Raw genomic sequence first — 21,220 nt, 5'->3', positions numbered from 1 at the left:
CCCCGCGGCCGTGCTCCGCGCGGCTACGGCGCCATGGTGTAGGCGCCGGACAGCGCTTCGACGCGCTCCCAGACCCGGGCCGAGCGGGCCTCGTCGACGACCGGGCGGCGGACGGCGCCGAGCGCCCAGTCCTGCTGCCGCTCGGTGGCGGAGTCCTTGCCGTGCAGTTCGACGGCGTGCGCGGAGAAGTCGCGCACCAGGACGGCGAACAGTTCGTCCAGCACGTCCTCGTCGAGGCCGGTCAGGCGGGCCTGCTCCAGGATCAGCTGGCCGTGCACGACGAGCGCGAACAGTTGGCCGACGGAGAGGAGGAGGTCGAGGTCGCGGCTCTGCCGCTCGTCCGGGGCGGCGGTGGCCGCGAACTCGCACAGTGCGTCGGCCTGTTCCCGGAAGCGGGCCACGTTCGGCACCGCGGCGTACGCGTCGTAGGCGGTGCGCCAGTCGTGGAAGCGTACGGAGCCCAGGCCGCGGGCCGGCCCCTGCCGGAACAGGAAGTCGTCGTCGGCGGCGTCGAGGCGGGTGGGGACGGGCGCGTACTCGACCGGTTCCAGCAGGTGGTTGCGCATGAACTTGAGGATCAGCGCCAGGTTGACGTGGACCGTGCCCTCCAGCTTGGGCAGCCCGCGGATCTCGACGGCGGCCTGGGCGAAGTAGGTGTCCTTCTCGAAGCCCTTGGCGGCGATGACGTCCCACATGAGGTCGATGACCTTCTCGCCCTCCGTGGTCACCTTCATCTTCGTCATCGGGTTGAAGAGGAGGTAGCGGCGGTCCTCGGGACCGGCCGAACGGAAGTAGTCGACCGCGCGGTCGCTGAACAGCTTCATGCCGACGAGGCGGACGTACGCGTCGGCCAGCTCCCGGCGCACGTGCGGGAAGGCGGTGACGGGGCGGCCGTAGAGGACGCGGTTCTGCGCGTGGGTGACGGCCTCGTACATCGCGTGCTCGCAGATGCCGATCGAGGCGGTGCAGAGGTTGAACTTGCCGACGTTGACGGTGTTCAGGGCCGCGTCGAAGGCGGCGCGGCCGGTGTGCAGGACGTCGTCCGCGGTGACCGGGTAGTCCTCCAGGCGGAACTCGCTGACGTACTTCGAGGAGTCGACGACGTTCTGCACCAGCCGGTACGCGGGGTGGCGGCTGTCCGCGGCGAAGAAGACGTAGCCGTCCGGGCCCTCGATGTCGGTGCGGCGACCGAAGACGGAGACGAGCCCGGCGGCGTTGCCGTTGCCGATGTAGTACTTGGAGCCGGTGGCCCGGAAGCCGCCGTCGCCGTCGGGCTCCAGCAGCATGTCGGTGGAGTAGATGTCGGCGCCGTGGGTCCGCTCGGACAGTCCGAAGGCGAAGACCTCGCCCTGGGAGAGGAGCTCGGCGGCGCGGTCGCGCGCGGCGGCGTTGTCGCTCTGCCAGACCGGGCCGAGACCGAGGATGGTCACCTGCCACGCGTACCAGTAGTCGAGTCCGTAGAACCCGAAGATCTCGTTGAGGGCGGCGATCCTGGCCGTGTCCCAGCGCTGGTCCTCGCGTGCGGCGGCGGAGGCCGGGGTGAGGAAGGTGGCGAACAGGTCCTCCTTGGCGGCGAACGCCAGGAAGTCGCCCAGCCAGGCCCGGGTGCGGTAGTCCTCGATCAGCCGGCGCTTGCCCCGGGCCTCGAACCAGTCGACCGTGGCGCGCAGCAGCCTGCGGGTCTCGGGGTCGAAGTGCGCCGGGTCGTAGGTGTGCGGGTTGAACAGCAGGGCGTCGGCCATGGGTTCGCCTTCCGGAGGGTACGGATCGAGGGGTGGGGGTCGAGCGCGGGCGGCTCAGGCGGGCGGGAGGCCCGCACCGAGTCGGCGCAGGGTGGCGAGCACGTCGTCGAGCCAGGCGAGGGTCATCCGCTCGTACGCGATGCCGCCCCGGAGCACGACGTGCTGGAGCTCCTGGCCCGTGTCGAGCGGTACGGGCGCTTCGGGTCCGGTGAAGTCGCGCAGTTCCCCGGCCAGGTAGTGCGCGAGCCGCTCGCTGTGGACCCGGTGGTGCCGCTCGACCTCGCGGATCATCGCGGCCGGGTGGTCGAAGGCGGCGCCGCGGATCTTCACGGCGAGGTCGTGGCGCAGGCTCTCGGGTTCGATCGGCTCGTGCAGCCAGCGGGAGAGTGCGGCGCGGCCGGGCTCGGCGACGGTGTATTCCTTCTTGTCCGGCCTGCCCTGCTGCGCCACCTCGCGGACGACGAGCATGCCGTCGCCCTCCATGCGCCCCAGGACCCGGTAGATCTGCTGGTGCGTGGCGGTCCAGAAGTAGCCGATGGAACGGTCGAACCTCCGGGCCAGCTCGTAGCCTGAGCCCGGCTTCTCCAGCAGGGAGACGAGGATCGCGTGTTCGAGCGCCATGCCCCGATCCTTCTATGCAACTCGTTGCACAGGCAAGCGACGGCGGCCGGGTGAGACGCGGCTCACCCGCCGGCGCGCTGGTTCATCCGCCGGCGCGCTCGTTCATCCTGCCGAACGGGACGTGGACGCTCGGGGCGTTCCGGGAGGCTCCGACGAGATGGCCCATCTGGTCGTCGAAGAAGATGTGGGGCTTGAGCACGCCGATGATCGCCGCCTTGTCGATGCCGCCGAGGAAGAAGGCGTCGTTCACCGTCACGCCCCAGTCCTTGAGACTGCGCACCGCCCGTTCGTGCGCGGGCGCGTTGCGGGCCGTGACCAGGGAGACGTGCACCCGGATGCGGTAGTCGGGGTGCAGGCGCCGGCGTTCCTCCTCGCGCTGCTGGACCCGGTTCACCCCGGCCAGGAAGTCGCGCAGGGGACCGGGGACGTGCGGGGTCCGGGCGTGCGCGCTCTCGTGGGAGCGGAAGGTGTCGAGGCCGTCCGTCTGGTAGATCCGCTCGGCCGCGTCGTCGGCGAGGACCCCGTCGAAGTCGAAGGCGATCCTCAGGTCCCGGTCCTCGGCGTCGTCCTCGGCAGGGGATCCCACCACGTACCCGGCGGGCAGGCCCGCGGCGACGGCCTCGCGGACGTCGTTCTCGTCGGCGGAGAGGAACAGCGACATGTTGAGCGCCGGCATGAACCGGTGCGGCGAGCGGCCCTGCATGAAGATCGCCCGGGTGATCGGCAGGTCGTGGGAGTGGATGGACCGCATCACCCGCAGCCCGGTGTCCGGGTCGTTGCGGGACAGGACGATCACCTCGACCAGCGGGTCGTCCTGCGGGCCCAGGTCGTTGAGCGACAGGAGCCTGCGGATGAAGGGGTGGGCCACGCCCGGTGCGAGGGTGCGGTCCAGGTTCTCCTCCTGGTACGCGCGGTAGCGCGCCTCCCCCTCCTCGCGGAAGACCGCGTCCGCCTCCGTCAGGTCGAACAGGGCACTGGAGGCGACCCCGACCACGAGCCTGCCGGAGAGGTCGTAAGGGGGCACGGCGTCTCCCTCGATGCGAACGGATGCGGGACGATGATCCCATTGTCACAGGCGCGGCGACGCGTGCCGCGTCTTCGGGGACGGCGGGCGGGGTCACCGCCCTCGGGAAGGGCATCGGCACCCTCTGCCGGTGGCGCGGAGCGCGGCCGAAGGGGCCTGCCGGCGCCGGGCCCGTCGGAAACCAGCCGAAAGCGACAGGATCGCGCACGGGGCGCGAAGGGCCCGTGGGCCGGTGCGGCGCCGCGTGCGGCCGATCCGTTCCGGTCAGGACCGGCCGTCGCAACTCGACTGTCGCGTCCACATCATGACCTGTTGTCAAGTCCCTTACACGGAGGCGATAAGATCCCGGGCTGTTGTCCAATGATCTTCCGCTTTCGATCGTTTGAGGGTTCTGATGGTTCGAGAGGGATCGTCGCCCGGAAGTCCAGGGCCCACCTCACCCGTCGTATGGGCGCTGCCCGCCCTGCTGACCGCCGCGCTCGCGGCGGTCGCCGCGGCACTGGTCTCCGCGCCCGCCCGCACCGCCGTGGCCTGGGTCGGCGCCGCGGCCTTCGTCGCCGTGGCCCTGGCCTGCGGCGAGGCCGCCCGGCGCGGCAGGACGGTGGCGGCGCTCCGCGCCACCGTCGCCGCGCAGGAGACGGCGCTGACCCGGCAGCAGGCCGAGACCGTGAGGCTGGCGGAGTCCCTGCTGCCGGACGTGGTGGCCCGCCTGCGCAAGGGCGAGTTCCCCGAGGACGTGCTGGCCTCCCTGGAGGACCCCGACGCCTACCGTCCGGGCCTGACGGCCGAGTTCAGGGACGCCCACCTCGCGGTGCTGCGCTCGGTGCTCGACGCCGTGGTCGCCGAGGAGGACCTGCGCGACTCCGCGCAGCGGGCCTTCGTGAACATCGCCCGCCGCGTGCAGGCGATCGTGCACCAGCAGGCCCAGGAACTGCGGGAGATGGAGGACCGGCACGGGCAGACCCAGGCCGTCTTCGGCGACCTGCTGCGACTCGACCACGGCACCGCCCTCATCGGCCGCCTCGCCGACTCCATCGCCGTGCTCGGCGGCGCGCGGCCGGGCCGCCAGTGGGGCAAGGCCGTACCCCTGTACAGCGTGCTGCGCGGCGCCATGTCGCGGATCATCGACTACCAGCGCGTGGAACTGCACTCCGTCTCGCAGGTCGCGGTGGTCGGACCGGCCGTCGAGCCGCTCATCCACGCCCTGGCCGAGCTGCTGGACAACGCCACCCGCTACTCCCCGCCGCAGACCAAGGTGCACCTGACGGCCGTCGAGGTGAACTCGGGCATCGCCATCGAGATCGAGGACGGCGGCCTCAGCATGAGCGAGGAGGCCCGCAAGCGGGCCGAACGCATGCTGCGCCAGGCACAGGAGGGCATCGACCTCACCGACCTCGGTGAGACGCCGCGCCTGGGCCTGGCCGTGGTCGGCCGGCTCGCGCAGGCGTACGGCTTCCGGGTGTCCCTGCGCTCCTCCGCGTACGGCGGGGTGCGGGCGGTGCTGGTCGTCCCGCAGGACCTGATCACCACCGTCTCGGCGGCCACCGGCGTGGCCCACGGCATCGGCACCTCCTCCGGGCCCCGCAGCACGGCCCTGGAACCGGCGGCCGTCCCGCGGCAGCTCCCGCGCGAGGCCGCCGGACCGGGGCCCGCGGCCCCCGCACCGGTCACCGTGGCGGCCCCGGCCGAGCTGCCCGGTGTGGACGAGGTGCCCGTCGTGACCGAGCGGACCGCGAACGGGCTGCCGCAGCGCCGACGCAAGACCCGCGCGACGGCGCCGGAGTCGACCGGGTCCGCCGAGGCCGCGCCGGCCACCGGCAGCGCCACCGCCACCGCTACCGCCCCGGACCGCACCGAAGCCGCGCCGGGCATGTGGCTGGCCGCCTTCCAGAGCGGTCTGTCCGGGGACGGCCGGCCCGCCGGGAGCCGCATCGCGGCAAGCCATCAGACAGACGCCTCGCCGGACCAGGCGAACGAAGGGGAACAGCCGTGAGTCAGCAGCAGAGCAATATGGACTGGATGCTCAAGGACCTGGCCGAGAGCGTTCCGCAAACCCGCCACGTCATCGTGCTCTCGGCCGACGGCCTGCGGATGGCGCAGTACGGCGCGGCGACCGACACCGCCGACCGGCTCGCCGCCGCCTGCGCCGGACTGCAGAGCCTCGCCGGCGCGGTCGCCTCCGAACTCCCGCACAGCAACGGCCGGATGCGGCTCGTCGTGATCGAGATGGACGGCGGGTTCTTCTACCTGATGGCCGCCGGAGCCGGGGCCTACCTCGCGGTGCTGGCCGACGAGGGCGTCGACGCCGGGCTGATGGGCCAGCGCATGCGTGATCTGGTGGCCCGGATCGGAGAGCACCTCAGCAGCCCGCCGCGCAGCGACAGGCAGCCCGCGTGAGCGGTCCGGGCCAGAACTGGGAGGACGGCAGTCCCGAGCGGCTCTACGTCATCACGGGCGGCCGCAGCGGACCTTTACTTCCCACCGACCTCGACCTGGTCACCCTGATCGTCGCCAGGTCGGGGCCCCGGCCCGGCATGCAGCCGGAGCACGCGACCATCATGCGGTTGTGCCAGGCGCCCCTCTCGGTGGCCGAGATCTCCGCGTACCTCGGCCTGCCGGTGAGCGTGGTCACCGTACTGCTCGATGATCTGATCACCGCGGGGAGGGTGCTCTCCCGCGCACCCGTCGCCCGCGCCCAACTCCCCGACCTGGCATTGATTGAGGCAGTGATCGATGGACTTCGAAAGCTCTGAGCAGCCCGCGGGGCCGCGGCGCGAGGACGTTCTGCCGGCCACGGCCGCCGCGGCGGTCAAGGTGGTGATCGTGGGCGGCTTCGGGGTCGGCAAGACCACCCTGGTCGGCTCGGTGAGCGAGATCCGGCCGCTGACCACCGAGGAGACGATGACCCAGGCCGGGGTCGGTGTCGACGACACGGCGGGGGTGGAGCGCAAGAGCTCCACCACCGTGGCCATGGACTTCGGCCGGATCAGCATCAACGAGGAGTTGGTGCTGTACCTGTTCGGCACGCCCGGGCAGCAGCGCTTCTGGTTCCTGTGGCGGGGCCTGTTCGAGGGCGCCCTGGGCGCCGTGGTGCTGGTCGACACCCGACGGCTGGAGGTCAGCTTCGACGTGATCGGACGGCTGGAGGAGCGCGGGGTGCCCTTCGTGGTCGCGGTCAACTCCTTCCCGAACGCGCCCGAGTACCCGCTGGACGAGCTGCGCCACGCACTCGACCTGCCCGCGTCCGTACCGCTGGTGCTCTGCGACGCCCGGCGGCGCGACTCCAGCCGTGACGTCCTGATGACGCTGATGCGCTACCTGCACTCCCTGGCCGCGAGCCCGAACGCGTCCTGAGCGCGCCCCGACCGCCGCCGCCGGCGGTCGGGGCGCGGTACGCGAAAGCGCCCTGACCGGGCTCCGGCCTGGTCAGGGCGCTTTTCTGCGATCCGCGGGGATCAGGGGGCCGGGATCAGACGGCCGGTACCGGGTAGGTCGGGTACTCCACCCCGGAGACGTGCTGGACGACCCGGATCACCTGGCACGAGTAGCCGAACTCGTTGTCGTACCAGAGGTAGAGGATCGCGTTGTCGCCGTCGACCTTGGTGGCGCCGGCGTCGACGATCGACGCGTGGCGCGAGCCGATGAAGTCGCTCGACACCGCGTCGGGAGCGGTGATGAAATCGATCTGACGCTTGAGCGGCGAGGTCAGCGACACGTCGCGGAGGTAGTCGAGGACCTCCTCGCGCGTGGTCTCGCGACCGAGCCGCAGGCTGAGGATCGCGATCGAGACGTCCGGCACCGGGACCCGGATCGAGCTTCCGGTGATCGGCGCCTTGAGCTCCGGGAGGGCCTTGGCCACGGCGGACGCGGCACCGGTCTCGGTGATGACCATGTTGAGCGGCGCGGAACGGCCGCGACGGTCCGAGCTGTGGTAGTTGTCCAGCAGGTTCTGATCGTTCGTGAACGAGTGGACGGTCTCCACGTGACCGCGCAGCACGCCGTACTCGTCGGCCATCGCCTTCAGCGGCGGGACGATCGCGTTGGTCGTGCAGGACGCGCAGGACAGGATCTGCTCGTCGGGCTTGACCGTGTCGTGGTTGACGCCGTGGACGATGTTGGGGACGTCGCCCTTGCCGGGCGCGGTCAGGACGACCTTGTCGATCCCCGGGCGCAGGTGCTTGGACAGGCCCGCGCGGTCGCGCCACTTGCCGGTGTTGTCGATCAGGATGGCGTTCTTGATGCCGTACGCCGTGTAGTCGACCTCGGACGGGTCGCCCGCGTAGATGACCTTGATCTCGTGGCCGTTGGCGACGATCGTGCTGTTCGCCTCGTCCACGGTGATCGTGCCCTGGAACTGGCCGTGGATGGAGTCGCGCCGCAGCAGCGAGGCGCGCTTGACCAGGTCCTGGTCCCCGCCCTGGCGGACGACGATCGCGCGCAGCCGCAGGCCGTTTCCGGAGCCGGCCTTCTCGATGAGGAGGCGGGCGACGAGGCGGCCGATGCGGCCGAACCCGTAGAGGACCACGTCGCGCGGCTCGCGGCGCTCGATCTTGTTGGCACCGGTGGCGCCGGCGACGGCCTCGGCGGTGAACGCCTCCACCGACAGACCACGGTCGTCCGCCTTGTACGTCGCGGCGAGCATACCGATGTCGATCTGCGAGGGGCCCAGGTCGAGCGTGGTCAGGGCCTGCACGAACGGCAGCGTCTCGGTGACCGAGAGCTCCTCACCGGCGATCTGCCGGGCGAATCGGTGGGTCTTGAGGATGCTGACCACTGACTTGTTCACCAGGGAGCGGCTGTGGAGCAGGACCGTGACGTCCCGTTCCCGGTGCAGCTTCCCGATGATCGGGATCATCGACTCCGCGATCTCCTCGCGATTCTTCCAGCTGGTGAACGAGTCCTCATTGACAGTCACAGGTTTATCTTTCGAGCTAGTCGGTGCTCATATGCTAACCCGACTGCTTTTCGATCTTCCAGGCGGTGCCGTCCGGCGCGCCGACCAGCGCCTACGGGCCGGGGCCGGCCCCTCGTCACCAGGCCCCGGGCGCGGCCGCCGCGGTTCGACGCCGGCCGGGACCTCGTGGATCCCGCCCTCCACGCCCTCCCGGTGGAGCCCGCTGCCGGCGCGGAGGCTGCCGTCGGCGCGGCCGGGGCCGATGGGGCCGGGCCGTCGGTTCAGGTCAGCGGTTCACCGTCCACTTCTGGTGCGCGGCTCCGGTGCAGGTCCAGATCTGCAGCCGGGTGCCGTTGGCCGAGGAGCCGCCCGTGGCGTCGAGGCACTTGTTCGCCCGCGGGTTGACGATGTCCCGCGCGGCGGAGACCGACCACTGCTGCGCGGCCGTTCCGTTGCAGTCCCACAGCTGCACCGGTGTCCCGTCCGCCGTGCCGCCGGACGCCACGTCCAGGCACTTGCCGAGCGCGCGCAGAGTGCCGTCGGCACCGCTCTCCCAGCGCTGCGCGGCAGTGCCGTTGCAGTCGTGGAGCTGCACGGCCGTGCCGTTGGCGGTGGCGGCGCCCGCGACGTCCACGCACTTCCCGCCGGCGCCCGTGATCTGCCCGCCGGACGGCGGGGCGGAGCCGGTGGTGACGCGGACGTGGTCGACGACCAGTTGCTGGGGGAAGACCGTGCTGCCGTCGGGGTCTCCCGGCCAGTAACCGCCGACCGCGAGGTTGAGGATCAGGAAGAAGGGCTTGTCGAACACCCACTGCCGGCCGCCGAGATCGGCGGGGGTGCGCCGCTGGTAGACGGTGCCGTCCACGGACCAGGTGATCGCGTTCGGGCTCCAGTCGACGGCGAAGGTGTGGAAGGCGTCGGCGAACGCCTGACCGCCGGGGAGGGTGTAGCCGGCGCCGATGCCCCCGGAACCGGAGTATCCGGGGCCGTGGAGGGTGCCGTGGACCGTGGAGGGTTCGAACCCCACGTTCTCCATGACGTCGATCTCGCCCGAGGCGGGCCAGCCGATCTGGCCGATGTCGTTGCCCAGCATCCAGAACGCGGGCCACATGCCCTGCCCGCGCGGGACCTTCATCCGGGCCTCGACCCGGCCGTAGGTCGTGGTGAACCGGCCGGCGGTGTTGAGCCGCGCGGAGGTGTACTCACATCTTCCGTACCAGCACTGGTAGTTGCCCGGGTTCTCCCGGCGGGCGGTGATGACCAGGTGGCCCTGGCCGTCGAGGGCGGCGTTGCGGGCACCGGCGGTGTAGTACTGCCGCTCGTGGTTGTTGACGTTGTCGCCCGTCTCGACCTGCCACTTCCCTCCGTCGACGGCGGACCCGGCGGGTCCGTCGAAGTCGTCGGAGAAGGTGACGGCGGCCGGTGCGGCGGCGACGGCCGGGGGCGCGGCGGGACCCGGAGCCGGCAGGCCCGTGGCGAGTCCGGTGGACAGCGACGCGAGGGCGAGGACCGAGACCAGGGACAGCAGCAGGCGCCGGGGTAAGCGCGGGGGGACCATAACGCTCCTATCAGACATGAGCATGTCAATCGACACGAGAGGGGATGCCGATCGAAGTGGCGGAATGCTTAGTTCAGTATGTGATTTAAGAAGTGAACAAATAAGCTGTCAAGAGTCCGGTACAGCTCGGCTCCGCGTTCCGCCCGGACACCGGCTCGGGGCGGGACGGCTCGGAGACCGTTCAAAAATTGACGGGGCAACAACTCCGGCGCCCTCGACGCACGGAAGAGCGAGCCGCGCAACCCGAGCCCATACTGGAAGACGGGAGGCATTCCGGCCCAGAGCGCCCGCGCGCGCCGCCGAGGAGGCGAGCCCAGATGACAGTGGTACAGGCGTCACAGCTCACCACGGATTTCCTGAAGCAGGTGGAAGCCGCCGGCAGGCGGTACGCGATCCGGACCGCCGAGCGGGAGGGTCACCTGGAGACGCTCGCACAGCACGGCATCCTCTACGCGGACACCCCGGAGCGGGTCAACAAGAGGCTGGACCGGCTGGGCGTCGACTGGGCCATGGCCACCGCGGTCGAGCGGACGCCGCCGACCGCCACCACCGGCACCAGTCTGGACCTGGACCGCGAATGGGTCAGCACCGATCTCCTCGGACTCGAACGGTTCATGGGCCGCAACGACCTCATCGGCGTCGACTTCCTCGAAGGCGGCTTCCTCGCCTCCCTCTCCGTCGGCCGGGTCACCGTGCGGAGCCCCGCGTCGTCCCACCACGGGACCGGGTTCCTGGTGTCGCCGTCCCTCCTGATGACGAACAACCACGTACTGCAATCCGCCGAGGAAGCGGCCGCCGGCGTCATCGAGTTCAACTTCCAGGCGGGCCTGGACGGTCAGCCCCTCATGCCGGTCGTCTTCGCCCTCGAACCGCAGCGCTTCTTCGTCACCCACCGCGACCTGGACTTCACCGTGGTCGCGGTCGCCGACCGGTCCCGCGACGGCCGCCCGCTGACCGACTTCGGGAGGCTGCCGCTCAAGGAGGCCACGGGCAAGGCGGTCATCGGCGAGCTCGTCAACATCATCCAGCACCCCAACGGCGAACCCAAGCAGCTCGCCCTGCGGGAGAACCGGATCGTCGACGTGCTGGACGACTTCATGCACTACGCGGCCGACACGGCCCGCGGCTCGTCCGGCTCCCCGGTCTGCAACGACCAGTGGGAGGTCGTGGCCCTCCACCACGCCGGCGCTCCCCGCAGGGACCGCGACGGCAACATCCTCGCCGTCGACGGGTCCTTGTGGCACCCGGGCATGGGCGAGCACCGGATCGACTGGAAGGCCAACGAGGGCATCCGCGTCAGCCGCATCATCGCCGCGCTCCAGCAGTTCCCCCTCACGGGCGGTCCGGCGACCCTGCGCGCGGAACTGCTCGCCGCCGGCTCCTCTCCCCGCCCCGTCGAGTTCTCACCGCCCGTCCCGCCCGGCAGGCCCGGCGCCGACGGAGCCCGGACGGACGGCGCCGGGGCCCAGGCGGAGTACCCGCCCCACCCCGCTCCCGCGGCGTACGACGCCGCCTCGAACGGGGCGAACGGCCAGGGCGGCACGACCGGGGTCGTCCACCTCAGCGTCCCGCTGCGCATCAGCGTCGGCCTCGACGGCGGCGCCCCGCCGCCCCCGGCCGCGTCTCCCGCGGCGCCCGCACGGACCCGCGCGCCGGCCCCCTCCTACGTCCGCGCGACGGCCGGCGTCGGACGCATCGACGGCCGGTCGCCCGCCGAACGGGACCTGGCCGCCGCCCTGGCCAACCACGCCGCCGCCCGGACCCGCCCCTACTACGACGCGGCCGCGGACCTGATCGCGCGGGAGGCCTACTACGCGGGCATCCGCACCACCGACCCCGCGGAGCTGCGTCTCGCGCTCACCGCGCGGCTGGAGTCCACGCACGCGCACCGCCCGTCGTACAAGCCGATGCGCCTGCTCTACCCGTGGGTGGACCTGCACCCGGACGAGAAGATCCACGGCATCTACTCCGACCAGGGGTTCTCCCCCGAGGAACTGATGGCGGCCGACGCGGCGGCGGAGGCCGCCCGGATCGGGCGCTGGCAGGAGTTCATGCTCCGCGAGAGCGCGCCCGGCCCGGAGGCGGTCGAGGCCGAACTCGACCTGCTGGAAGCGTCACTGCCGTTCAACTGCGAGCACGTGGTGCCCCAGTCCTGGTTCCTGAAGAAGGAACCCATGCGGGGCGACCTGCACCACCTCTTCGCCTGCGAGACGACGTGCAACAGCTTCCGCAGCAACATCCCCTACTTCGACTTCCACGACTTCGACGAGGTGGTCCGGCATGCTTGCGGGCGCCGCGAGACCGCGAAGTTCGAGCCGTTCGCGGGCAAGGGGCCCGTCGCCAGGGCGACGCTGTACTTCCTGCTGCGCTACCCCGGACTCATCGGGGACCAGCAGGGCGAGCTCCCGCGCGACCGCCTCGACGTGCTGCTGGACTGGCACCGCGACCATCCGGTGGGCGCCTACGAGCAGCACCGCAACGCGGCGACAGCCGAGGTGCAGGGCAACCGCAACCCGCTGATAGACCACCCGGAATGGGCCGAGCGGATCGATTTCGCGGGCGCCTGGACATCCGGGTGAACGCCCCGGGAGCACCCCTGATCGAAACGGCGGCCGAATCGGGTCGCGGCCCTTGTGGTGGGGGGCTTCGGGCGGGCACGCTCGGGGCATGAACACAGCTCGGCACGCCAGTGAACAGCTGATGAGATGGTCCGCGCTCACCGAGGGCCGCCCCGCGTGCGGCTCGGGAGTCGCACTGAACGCCGGTGCACGGGAGATCGTCCACTTCCACGGCGAACACGAGGCCGACGTCCGGCTGACCCGGCCGATGATCACCAAGCTCCGACCGGCGCTCGCCGGGTCCACCGCCATCACCCTTCCCGCCGGATCCGACTGGGTGACGGTACGGCTGGACATCAGTTCCGACATCGACCTGCTGACGACCTTGGTCAGCGCCGCGCTCCAGGCCGCCACCCGGGCGGAGGCCGAGGTCCGCGAGGACGGCCGGACCGCCCCCGGGGCGGATCCCTGCACGCACCATCTGAGCCGCGTCACCACCGTTCCCGGAGGCGTGCACGCCTGAGTCCGGCGGTCGGGCGCGCCCGGACGGGGCTACGGGCGCGCACCCGGCCGAGCGGAAATATGATGAGCTCGGATCTTCCTCGCGGCGGGAGCAGGGACACATGGACGGATCTCGGAGCGGTCCGTGAGCCCGCGTCGTCCCGGTCGGGCGGCGAGCGAAGACCTGCTCAGCACCCTGGGGCGGCTCACGGCCCAGGCGCGCGAGGGCGTGGAGCTGCAGCGCGCACGGGCGGAGCTGGCCGAGGTGCTCCAGCGCGAGATGCTGCCCGCCTCGCTGCCGGAACTGCCGGGCCTGCGGGCCGCGGCCCGGTACGCGCCCGCCCGGCACGGGCTGGACATCGGCGGCGACTGGTACGACGGCTTCCGCCTGCCCGGGGACGCGCTCGCGTTCTCCATCGGTGACGTGCAGGGGCACGACGTGGAGGCGGCGGCCTTCATGGGGCAGGTCCGGGTCGGGCTGCGCGCCGTGGCCGGCGTGGTCGTCGATCCGGGCGAGGTGCTGCGCCGGGCGAACGAGGTACTGCTCTCGATGGACCGCGAGCTCTTCGCGACCTGCACCCTGCTCCGCTACGACCCGGCGACCCGCGAGCTCGAAACCGCCCGGGCCGGGCACGTGCCGACGGTCTGGGCCACGGACGACGGCCGCTACGGCGTGACCGAGGACGACGGCGGCCTGCCCCTGGGCCTGCTCCCCGGGGCCGTCTACCCGGTGACCCGGCGACGGCTGACCCGGGCGGGCGTGATCGTCCTGCTCACCGACGGCGTGGTCGAAGGGCCCTCGTTCCCGATAGAGGTGGGGCTGGAGCGCGTGCTGGAGATCGCCCGGAAGGCGGTGGGCGCCGATCCCGACGAGCTGGCCGCCGAAGTGATGAAGGTGGCCGACTCCACCGGCCACGCGGACGACGCGGCCGTGCTCGTCCTCAGCCACGACGCGGCGGGGCCGCCGGACGCCTGCTAGCGCGTGTCACATTCCGCCCGGACGGCGGGACTGTTGTCTCATGCTGTGGTGCGCACCGAGGGATGGCGACGTCTGCCCGAGACTCTTCTGCTGATCCTCGCCGTCGCCGTCGCCTACTTCGCGGCCGGGTGGATCGGCCTGCTCCAGCAGGTGGTACTGGACGGGGCCGCGGTCACGCCCCTGTGGCTGCCGACGGGCATCGCCGTGGCGGCGCTGCTCCGCCTGGGACTGCGGGTCTGGCCCGGGATCGCTCTCGGCACCTACTTCACGATCGAGCGCATCAGCACCTTCGACGCCGCCGACACGATCATCCTCGCCGGGAACACCCTCGGCCCGGTGTGCGCGTACCTGCTGCTCCGCGCGGTCGGCTTCCGCGTCGAGATGGACCGGTTGCGCGACGGGCTGGCGCTGGTCTTCCTGGGCGGTCTGCTGCCCATGCTGGTCAGCGCGACGGTCGGGGCCTGCATGCTGGTCCTCACCGGCGACCTGGACCCGAGCGGTTTCTGGCCGGTGTGGGCGGCCTGGTGGGCCGGTGACGCCATGGGGGTGCTCGTCGTGACACCGGTGCTGCTCGTCCTGCGCCGGATCAGGGTGCCCCGCGACGGCTACCGCGTGGCGGAGGCCACCGTCCTGGCGGTCACCGCCGTGGTCATCACCCTCCTGGCCACCCGGACGAGCAGCCTGTCCCTGCTGTTCCTCGTGTTCCCGCTGCTGACCTGGGCGGCGGTGCGCTTCCAGCTCGGGGGGAGCGCGCCGTGCGCCCTGCTGGTGTCCGTCCTGGCGATCTCGGCGGCGACCGACCGCACCGGCCCCTTCGCCCGCCACACGCTCTTCGAGATCATGGTCAACCTGCAGGCCCTCAACGGCGCCGCGGCCCTGACGGCCCTGCTGCTGGCGGCGCTCGTCGCGGAGCAGAACGCCATGCGGCGGAAGATCGAGCAGGTCTGCGAGGACCTCGCCGAGGTGGTGGAGCGCCTCGCACCGGGCCGTCCGGAGAACTGAGCACCCCGGCGCGGGCCCGGGTACCGAGCGCGGTGCTTCGCGGCGGTGGTGGACAACGGGCGGCGGCTCGCCGTCGCCCGTGGGCGGCCGGCGACACGCGCCGCCGAGCCGTCGGCGGACGCCGCCGTCCGCGCGCACTGCCGTCCGCGCAGCCCTCGGCCGGCTTCGCGCACGATCGCGCGGTCCGATCGGGCCGCCTCCGTTCCGTAAGCTCTTGGTCGCTCTGTGCGACCCGCCCGCTCCCGGCAGCCGCGTGCGCGCCGAGCCGCCCCTCGTCGTACCGACTGACCAGAGGAACACCGTGAATCACCTGCTCGTGACCCGGCGGCTGGCCGTCAGCGTCGCCCTGCTGTCCGCGCTGGCCGCGACGGCGCCCGCCGCCGCGGCCCGAACCGCCCCCGCCGCCGCCGTCCCCGCCGCCGGCCGGACCGTCGCGGCCCCGGCTCCCGCGCCGCCGGCGGGCCCCGATCCCGAAGCCCTGACCCGGGCGCTGCGTCAGACGACCGACGCCGGAGCGCCGGGCGCCATGGCCCGCTTCACCGGCCCCGACGGCGTCCTGAGCAGGGCCGTCGGCGTCCGCGACCGGAGCAGCGGCTCCGCCATGGACACCCGGGCCCGCTTCCGGATCGGCAGTGTCAGCAAGACCTTCACCGCCGTCGTCCTGCTCCAGTTGGTGGCCGAAGGGAAGATCGCGCTGGACGCGCCCGTCAACCGCCACCTGCCGGGCCTGCTGCCCGACGACCGCATCACCGTGCGCCACCTGCTGAACCACCGCAGCGGACTGGCCGACTACACCAACGCCATGTTCGAGCGGACCGTGCCGGGCTTCGAGGCCGTACGGAACAAGGTGTTCGGCTACCGCGAACTCGTCGAACTCTCGCTGGCCGAGCCGAGGACCACCGAGCCCGGGGCCGCGTACTCGTACTCCAACACGAACTTCGTCGTCCTCGGCATGCTCATCGAGAAGGCCACCGACCGTCCGGTGGCCGAGGAGTACCAGCGGCGCGTCATCAAGCCGTTGAAGCTGCGCGACACCTCCTACGTCCACCCCCGCACGGCCGTCCGGGGCCTGCACGCGCGCGGCTACCTCCACCCGGACGAGACCGGCGCACCGCTGGTCGACTCCACCGAGCAGACGGCCTCCTGGGCCCAGTCCGCCGGGGCGGTGATCTCCAGCCCGGCCGATCTGAACACCTTCGTGTCCGCCCTGCTCGGCGGCCGGCTGCTCTCGCCCGGGATGTTGGACGCGATGCTCACCACCCGTCCGACCGACGGCACCAACACCCGGCACTACGGGCTCGGTCTGCGCCGCTACGACCTCTCCTGCGGCAGGTCGGTCTACGGGCACACCGGCACCGTGCAGGGCTTCTACACCTATGCCTTCGCCACCCGGGACGGCCGGCGCAGCCTCGCGGCCATGGCCAACACCTCGAACAGGGGCACGGCCAACACGGCCCTGGGCGGCACGCTCGAAGCAGCCTTCTGCGGCGGGAGGGCCGCGCCGGCCACCGCGCGCGGCTTCACGGTGGCGCCGGCCCCGGCGGAGATGGACCTGCCCGAACGGCGCGCCCGCTGACCCGGCGCCCTGGAGGGCGTGATCACGCGGCGCGACGGGAAACTGATACGTCATCAGGTCATCCGTCCCGGACCCTTGACTCCGATGCCGCCAGTGGCGATTCTCGTCCGTACCCTTTGCGCGGGTCATGACAAGTCGAACGCGGCCGACGCCTCGTCCCGACCGGCGCGACGGGTCCCGATCCCCCGACCGCGCGCCATCCGCTGACCGAAGACGTGAGTGATGACCATGACCCGACACCCGCACCACAGGCTCAGACACCTAGCGGTCCTGTCGTTCCTGCTCACCGTGGTGGCCATGGTGCTCGGCCCCGCGCCCAGCTCCGCGGCCGATCCCGGCTGGTGGAACCCGGTCGCGCGGCCCGCGCCCGACTCCGACATCAACGTCACCGGCGAGCCCTTCAAGGGGACCGACGCGCAGGGCAAGGTACGCGGCTTCGTCGACGCGCACGACCACCTGATGTCCAACGAGGGCTTCGGCGGCCGGCTCATCTGCGGCAAGCCGTTCTCCGACCTGGGCGTCGCCGACGCGCTCAAGGACTGCCCCGAGCACTATCCCGACGGCTCGCTCGCGATCTTCGACTTCATCACCAAGGGCGGCGACGGCAAGCACGACCCGGACGGCTGGCCGACCTTCAAGGACTGGCCCGCGCACGACTCGCTGACTCACCAGCAGAACTACTACGCCTGGGTCGAGCGGGCCTGGCGCGGCGGGCAGCGGGTGCTCGTCAACGACCTCGTCACCAACGGCGTGATCTGCTCGGTCTACTTCTTCAAGGACCGCAGCTGCGACGAGATGACCGCCATCCGCCTGGAGGCGCGCAAGACGTACGACATGCAGGCCTACATCGACAAGATGTACGGCGGCCCGGGCAAGGGCTGGTTCCGCATCGTCACCGACTCGGCGCAGGCCCGGGAGGTCGTCGAGCAGGGCAAGCTGGCCGTCGTCCTCGGCGTCGAGACCTCGGAACCGTTCGGCTGCAAGCAGATCCTCGACATCGCGCAGTGCAGCAAGGAGGACATCGACCGGGGTCTGGACGAACTGCACCAACTGGGTGTGCGCAGCATGTTCCTGTGCCACAAGTTCGACAACGCCCTGTGCGGGGTGCGCTTCGACCAGGGCGCCCTCGGCACCGCGATCAACGTGGGCCAGTTCCTGTCGACCGGCACCTTCTGGCAGACCGAGAAGTGCACCGGCCCGCAGCACGACAACCCCATCGGCATCGCGGCGGCGCCCGCGGCGCAGAAGGAGCTCCCGGCGGGCGTGTCGGTCCCCTCGTACGCGGCGGACGCGCAGTGCAACACCCGGGGCCTCACCGGGCTCGGCGAGTACGCGGTGCGGGGCATGATGAAGCGCAAGATGATGCTGGAGATCGACCACATGAGCGTCAAGGCCGCCGGCCGGGCCTTCGACATCCTCGAATCCGAGTCGTACCCCGGCGTGATCTCCTCGCACAGTTGGATGGACCTCGACTGGACCGAGCGGGTCTACCGTCTCGGCGGCTTCATCGCCCAGTACATGAGCGGCGCCGAGGCGTTCAGCGCCGAGGCCCGGCGCACCGACGCGCTGCGCGACAAGTACGGCGTCGGCTACGGGTACGGCACCGACATGAACGGCGTGGGCGGCTGGCCCGGCCCCCGGGGCGCCGACACCCCCAACCCGGTGCGCTACCCCTTCCGCAGCACCGACGGCGGGTCCGTGATCGACAAGCAGACCACCGGCGTGCGCACCTGGGACCTCAACACCGACGGCGCCTCGCACTACGGCCTGGTCCCGGACTGGATCGAGGACGTCCGGCTCGTCGGCGGCCAGGGCGTGGTGGACGACCTGTTCAAGGGCGCCGAGTCCTACCTGACCACCTGGGGCGGTTCCGAGAAGCACAGGGCCGGGGTGAACCTCGCCGCGGGTGCGGCAGCCTCCGCCGGCTCCGCCGAGTGGAACCCGTTCACGAGCTACGCGCCGGACCGGGCCGTGGACGGCAACAGGGGCTCCCGCTGGGCGAGCGACTGGAGCGACGACCAGTGGCTCCGGATCGACCTCGGGACGCCGAACCTGGTCAAGCGGGTCACCCTCGACTGGGAGCGGGCGTACGGGAAGTCGTACCGCATCGAACTCTCGGCGGACGGAACGAACTGGCAGTCCGTGTGGTCCACCACGGCGGGCGACGGCGGTCTGGACACGGCGCTGTTCACCGGTGTGCCGGCCCGGTACGTTCGCGTCCACGGAGTGCAGCGCGGCACTCAATGGGGCTACTCCCTGCACGAGGTCGGCGTCTACAGCAGCTGACGGCGCGGCGGGGACCAGGGGCCGGGGCCGGCCGGATCAGCTCGTGCGATCCGGCCGGCCCCGGCCCTCTCGGGCGGGCCCGTACGATCCGACACCGCAGGGAACGGAGCACCCATGGCACGCATGCCGTCGGCCGACCGGCGCCGGCAGCTGACCGAGGCGGCGATCCGCGCGATGACCCGCGACGGCGTCGCCAGGACGACGACCCGGTCCATCGCCGCCGAGGCCGGCGTGTCGCTCAGCGTCTTCCACTACTGCTTCGACTCCAAGCAGGAGCTGCTGGAATCCGTGATCACGGCGATCACCGATCACTACGTCACCGTGGTGAAGGAGGCGATCCGGCCCAGGGCCACTCTCCGGGAGACCGTCCGGGCCGGCTTCCAGGCCTACTGGGACCACGTGGTCGCGCACCCCGGTGAGCACATGCTGACGTACGAACTGACCCAGTACGCCCTGCGCCAGCCCGGCTTCGAGCACCTGGCCCGGCGGCAGTACGAGCTCTACTCGGACACCTACACCGAGCTGATCGAACAACTCCGCCGGACCATGGGTTTCGCGCTGCGCGTGCCCGTGCCCGTGCTGGCCCGATATCTGGCCGCGATGACCGACGGCCTGACCGTCAACTTCCTCGTACTCGGCAACGACACGGCCGCGGCGGACGTCCTCGACATGATCACGGACCACGTCGCGGGTCTGGCCGGCGAGGAGCCGGAGTACCGCTCGGGCACCGTCACGGTGCCCGCGGGGTCCGCCGCGTAGCCGTGCAGCCGTGCAGCCGTGCAGCCGTGCAGCTGTATGCGGACGAGCCGGCGAAGGCCGGTGGGCCCGACGGGGCCTCAGGACCGGTGCAGCAGCGCCCCCAGCACCTCGTGGAGCACCGCTTCGGCGTCCTCCACGGCCCCCGGGGACCGCCAGGCCACGAAGCCGTCCGGGCGGACGAGGACCGCTCCGGCCGGGGTGGCGCCGTGGACCTCGGCCCAGTCGACCCCGTCCCGCGCGGCCAGGTCGGCGTCCGGACCGGTGCCGACGGCGTACGCCTCCAGGCGCACGCCCAGCTGCTCGGCCAGGCTCCGCGCGGCCTCCCGCCACGGCGTCCCCTCCGAGCTGAGCAGGACGAAGGACCGCTCGTACAGGTCGATCGTGGACTTCTGGACACCGCCGTCGTGGAGCCACATGTGCGGCGCCCGCGTGCCCGGCTCGCCCGAGAGGTCCAGCCCGTCCGGCACGACCGGCCGCTCGGGGTCCGTCCCGAGAACGGCTCCCTCGTTGTAGCGGTAACCCATGGCCACCGACAGGACCCCGCCCGGGCGGCCGCCGCCGCGCGCGGCGGGAGCGGGCTCGTACCCCGGATGGCTGTGCTCCGCCGAGCGGGCCGAGGCCCGCTCGCTCGTGGCCCGTGCCACCGGCAGGCGTTCGGACTCGTAGGTCCCCAGCAGGCCCTGGCCCGCCGAACCCTCCAGCACCGCGGCGAGCTTCCAGGCCAGGTTGTGCGCGTCCTGGATGCCGGTGTTGGAGCCGAACGCCCCGGTGGGGGACATCTCGTGGGCGGAGTCACCGGCGAGGAAGACCCGGCCCTCGCCGTACCGCCGGGCGACCCGCTCCGCGGCGTGCCACGGCGCCTTGCCCGTGATCTCGATGTCCAGCCCGGGCGCGCCGACCGCCCGGCGGATGTGTTCGACGCAGCGCTCGTCGGTGAAGTCGTCCAGCGTCTCGCCGCTGTCGGGATGCCAGGGGGCGTGGAAGACCCACCGCTCAGCGTTGTCGACCGGCAGCAGCGCACCGTCGGCGTCCGGCGAGGTCAGGTAGCAGACGATGAAGCGCCGGTCGCCGACGATCCCCGCCAGCCCCCGGGAGCGGAAGGTGATGCTGACGTTGTGGAACAGGGCGCCCGATCCGCTCTGGTCGATGCCGAGCTGCTCCCGGACGGGACTGCGCGGGCCGTCCGCGGCGACGAGGTAGTCGGCGCGGATGGTGCTGTGCTCTCCGGTGTCCCGGTTCTTCACCCGCGCGGTCACCCCGCGCTCGTCGGGCTCGAAAGAGAGCAGTTCGGTGGAGAACCGCAGGTCGGCGCCGAGGGAAGGCGTCACGGACATCAGGACCGGCTCGATGTCGTTCTGACTGCACAGACACCACGACGAGGGGCTGAAGCGCGCCAGGGCGCCTCCGGGGTCGATCTCTTCGAACAGCCACTCCTGGTCCTCGCCGGTGAGGGAGCCGCCCTGCAGGATGCCGTGGTTGTCGGCCAGCACGGAGGCGGCCTCCCGGATCCGCGCCTCCACCCCCGCGACCCGGAACAGCTCCATCGTCCGTAGGTTGATACCGCGTCCGCGCGGGTGCACCGAAGTGCCCGCGTGCTTCTCGACCAGCAGGTGCCTGATGCCGTGGCGGCCCAGGAACAGCGAGGTGCACAGGCCCACCAGTGAGCCGCCCACGATGAGGACCGGCACGCGGTGGTCGACGTTTTCCTTCATGAGTCTTC

General features: G+C 71.8%; 17 protein-coding genes. 11 read left to right on the top strand and 6 right to left on the bottom strand.

All coding sequences use genetic code 11. The annotated features are described in order from the left end of the window. Positions 1-23: 23 nt before the first annotated feature. The 3 genes from ACWFQ8_RS17835 to ACWFQ8_RS17825 all read right to left on the bottom strand — a co-directional run bounded on the left by ACWFQ8_RS17835 (position 24) and on the right by ACWFQ8_RS17825 (position 3,387). The gene (locus tag ACWFQ8_RS17835; RefSeq protein ID WP_453787174.1) at positions 24-1,742 is read right to left on the bottom strand and encodes an acyl-CoA dehydrogenase family protein; all 1,719 of its coding nucleotides are present in this window, start codon (positions 1,740-1,742) and stop codon (positions 24-26) included. Between the two features lie 54 nt (positions 1,743-1,796). After that, positions 1,797-2,363, bottom strand: a complete 567-nt coding sequence (locus tag ACWFQ8_RS17830) for a PadR family transcriptional regulator (RefSeq protein ID WP_453787173.1) — start codon at positions 2,361-2,363, stop codon at positions 1,797-1,799. Positions 2,364-2,445: 82 nt separating this feature from the next. Then, on the bottom strand, positions 2,446-3,387 hold the full coding sequence (locus tag ACWFQ8_RS17825) for a 5'-nucleotidase (protein ID WP_453787172.1): 942 nt from the start codon (positions 3,385-3,387) through the stop codon (positions 2,446-2,448). Positions 3,388-3,781: 394 nt separating this feature from the next. Between ACWFQ8_RS17825 and ACWFQ8_RS17820 the strand changes: the two genes are divergently transcribed. The 4 genes from ACWFQ8_RS17820 to ACWFQ8_RS17805 are packed head-to-tail and all read left to right on the top strand — an operon-like array spanning position 3,782 to position 6,741. Beyond that, positions 3,782-5,380, top strand: coding sequence for a sensor histidine kinase (locus ACWFQ8_RS17820; protein WP_453787171.1), 1,599 nt, complete (start codon positions 3,782-3,784; stop codon positions 5,378-5,380). A 17-nt stretch (positions 5,381-5,397) separates the two neighbouring features. Next, entirely contained in the window at positions 5,398-5,784 is a 387-nt protein-coding gene (locus tag ACWFQ8_RS17815; protein ID WP_453787228.1) for a roadblock/LC7 domain-containing protein, read from the top strand. After that, on the top strand, positions 5,781-6,140 hold the full coding sequence (locus ACWFQ8_RS17810; RefSeq protein ID WP_453787170.1) for a DUF742 domain-containing protein: 360 nt from the start codon (positions 5,781-5,783) through the stop codon (positions 6,138-6,140). The genes ACWFQ8_RS17815 and ACWFQ8_RS17810 overlap by 4 nt, the downstream gene beginning before the upstream one ends. After that, complete coding sequence (locus ACWFQ8_RS17805) at positions 6,121-6,741, top strand: GTP-binding protein (RefSeq protein WP_453787169.1); 621 nt, start codon at positions 6,121-6,123, stop codon at positions 6,739-6,741. The genes ACWFQ8_RS17810 and ACWFQ8_RS17805 overlap by 20 nt, the downstream gene beginning before the upstream one ends. A 115-nt stretch (positions 6,742-6,856) precedes the next feature. On the opposite strand, the gene ACWFQ8_RS17800 is transcribed toward ACWFQ8_RS17805, so the two are convergent. Both ACWFQ8_RS17800 and ACWFQ8_RS17795 read right to left on the bottom strand, forming a co-directional pair. After that, on the bottom strand, positions 6,857-8,302 hold the full coding sequence (locus ACWFQ8_RS17800; protein ID WP_453787168.1) for a glyceraldehyde-3-phosphate dehydrogenase: 1,446 nt from the start codon (positions 8,300-8,302) through the stop codon (positions 6,857-6,859). A 265-nt stretch (positions 8,303-8,567) separates the two neighbouring features. Then, on the bottom strand, positions 8,568-9,839 hold the full coding sequence (locus ACWFQ8_RS17795) for an RICIN domain-containing protein (protein WP_453787167.1): 1,272 nt from the start codon (positions 9,837-9,839) through the stop codon (positions 8,568-8,570). A 317-nt stretch (positions 9,840-10,156) separates the two neighbouring features. Here ACWFQ8_RS17795 and ACWFQ8_RS17790 point away from each other — a divergent pair, with 317 nt between their 5' ends. The 7 genes from ACWFQ8_RS17790 to ACWFQ8_RS17760 all read left to right on the top strand — a co-directional run bounded on the left by ACWFQ8_RS17790 (position 10,157) and on the right by ACWFQ8_RS17760 (position 19,500). Next, positions 10,157-12,418 (top strand): endonuclease, encoded by a 2,262-nt coding sequence (locus ACWFQ8_RS17790; RefSeq protein ID WP_453787166.1) that lies wholly within the window; start codon positions 10,157-10,159, stop codon positions 12,416-12,418. An 88-nt stretch (positions 12,419-12,506) separates the two neighbouring features. After that, positions 12,507-12,920 carry a luciferase domain-containing protein gene (locus ACWFQ8_RS17785; RefSeq protein WP_453787165.1) on the top strand — a complete coding sequence of 138 codons (414 nt, stop codon included), beginning with the start codon at positions 12,507-12,509 and terminating at the stop codon, positions 12,918-12,920. A 123-nt stretch (positions 12,921-13,043) separates the two neighbouring features. Then, on the top strand, positions 13,044-13,877 hold the full coding sequence (locus tag ACWFQ8_RS17780; protein ID WP_453787164.1) for a PP2C family protein-serine/threonine phosphatase: 834 nt from the start codon (positions 13,044-13,046) through the stop codon (positions 13,875-13,877). 45 nt (positions 13,878-13,922) lie between these two features. Next, positions 13,923-14,879 (top strand): MASE1 domain-containing protein, encoded by a 957-nt coding sequence (locus tag ACWFQ8_RS17775; RefSeq protein WP_453787163.1) that lies wholly within the window; start codon positions 13,923-13,925, stop codon positions 14,877-14,879. Positions 14,880-15,180: 301 nt separating this feature from the next. Beyond that, positions 15,181-16,455, top strand: coding sequence for a serine hydrolase domain-containing protein (locus tag ACWFQ8_RS17770; RefSeq protein ID WP_453787162.1), 1,275 nt, complete (start codon positions 15,181-15,183; stop codon positions 16,453-16,455). 228 nt (positions 16,456-16,683) lie between these two features. Further along, positions 16,684-18,741, top strand: coding sequence for a galactose-binding domain-containing protein (locus ACWFQ8_RS17765; RefSeq protein ID WP_453787227.1), 2,058 nt, complete (start codon positions 16,684-16,686; stop codon positions 18,739-18,741). A 114-nt stretch (positions 18,742-18,855) separates the two neighbouring features. After that, positions 18,856-19,500, top strand: coding sequence for a TetR/AcrR family transcriptional regulator (locus tag ACWFQ8_RS17760; RefSeq protein WP_453787161.1), 645 nt, complete (start codon positions 18,856-18,858; stop codon positions 19,498-19,500). A gap of 77 nt (positions 19,501-19,577) precedes the next feature. On the opposite strand, the gene ACWFQ8_RS17755 is transcribed toward ACWFQ8_RS17760, so the two are convergent. Then, positions 19,578-21,212, bottom strand: coding sequence for an FAD-dependent oxidoreductase (locus ACWFQ8_RS17755; protein ID WP_453787160.1), 1,635 nt, complete (start codon positions 21,210-21,212; stop codon positions 19,578-19,580). Between the last annotated feature and the right edge of the window lie 8 nt (positions 21,213-21,220).

This window comes from Streptomyces sp. NPDC055254 (genome assembly GCF_053606025.1).
Note: the sequence above shows the minus strand (reverse complement) of the source record. Positions and strands in the feature narration are given on the sequence as shown.

What these genes read in the sequence shown, in the direction of transcription:
- ACWFQ8_RS17785 (WP_453787165.1), top strand. Translation starts at nt 12,507, where the DNA reads ATGAACACAGCTCGGCACGCCAGTGAACAGCTGATGAGATGGTCCGCG.
- ACWFQ8_RS17835 (WP_453787174.1), bottom strand. Translation starts at nt 1,742, where the DNA reads ATGGCCGACGCCCTGCTGTTCAACCCGCACACCTACGACCCGGCGCAC.
- ACWFQ8_RS17790 (WP_453787166.1), top strand. Translation starts at nt 10,157, where the DNA reads ATGACAGTGGTACAGGCGTCACAGCTCACCACGGATTTCCTGAAGCAG.
- ACWFQ8_RS17755 (WP_453787160.1), bottom strand. Translation starts at nt 21,212, where the DNA reads ATGAAGGAAAACGTCGACCACCGCGTGCCGGTCCTCATCGTGGGCGGC.
- ACWFQ8_RS17830 (WP_453787173.1), bottom strand. Translation starts at nt 2,363, where the DNA reads ATGGCGCTCGAACACGCGATCCTCGTCTCCCTGCTGGAGAAGCCGGGC.
- ACWFQ8_RS17795 (WP_453787167.1), bottom strand. Translation starts at nt 9,839, where the DNA reads ATGGTCCCCCCGCGCTTACCCCGGCGCCTGCTGCTGTCCCTGGTCTCG.
- ACWFQ8_RS17820 (WP_453787171.1), top strand. Translation starts at nt 3,782, where the DNA reads ATGGTTCGAGAGGGATCGTCGCCCGGAAGTCCAGGGCCCACCTCACCC.
- ACWFQ8_RS17815 (WP_453787228.1), top strand. Translation starts at nt 5,398, where the DNA reads ATGGACTGGATGCTCAAGGACCTGGCCGAGAGCGTTCCGCAAACCCGC.
- ACWFQ8_RS17765 (WP_453787227.1), top strand. Translation starts at nt 16,684, where the DNA reads ATGACCCGACACCCGCACCACAGGCTCAGACACCTAGCGGTCCTGTCG.
- ACWFQ8_RS17805 (WP_453787169.1), top strand. Translation starts at nt 6,121, where the DNA reads ATGGACTTCGAAAGCTCTGAGCAGCCCGCGGGGCCGCGGCGCGAGGAC.
- ACWFQ8_RS17760 (WP_453787161.1), top strand. Translation starts at nt 18,856, where the DNA reads ATGGCACGCATGCCGTCGGCCGACCGGCGCCGGCAGCTGACCGAGGCG.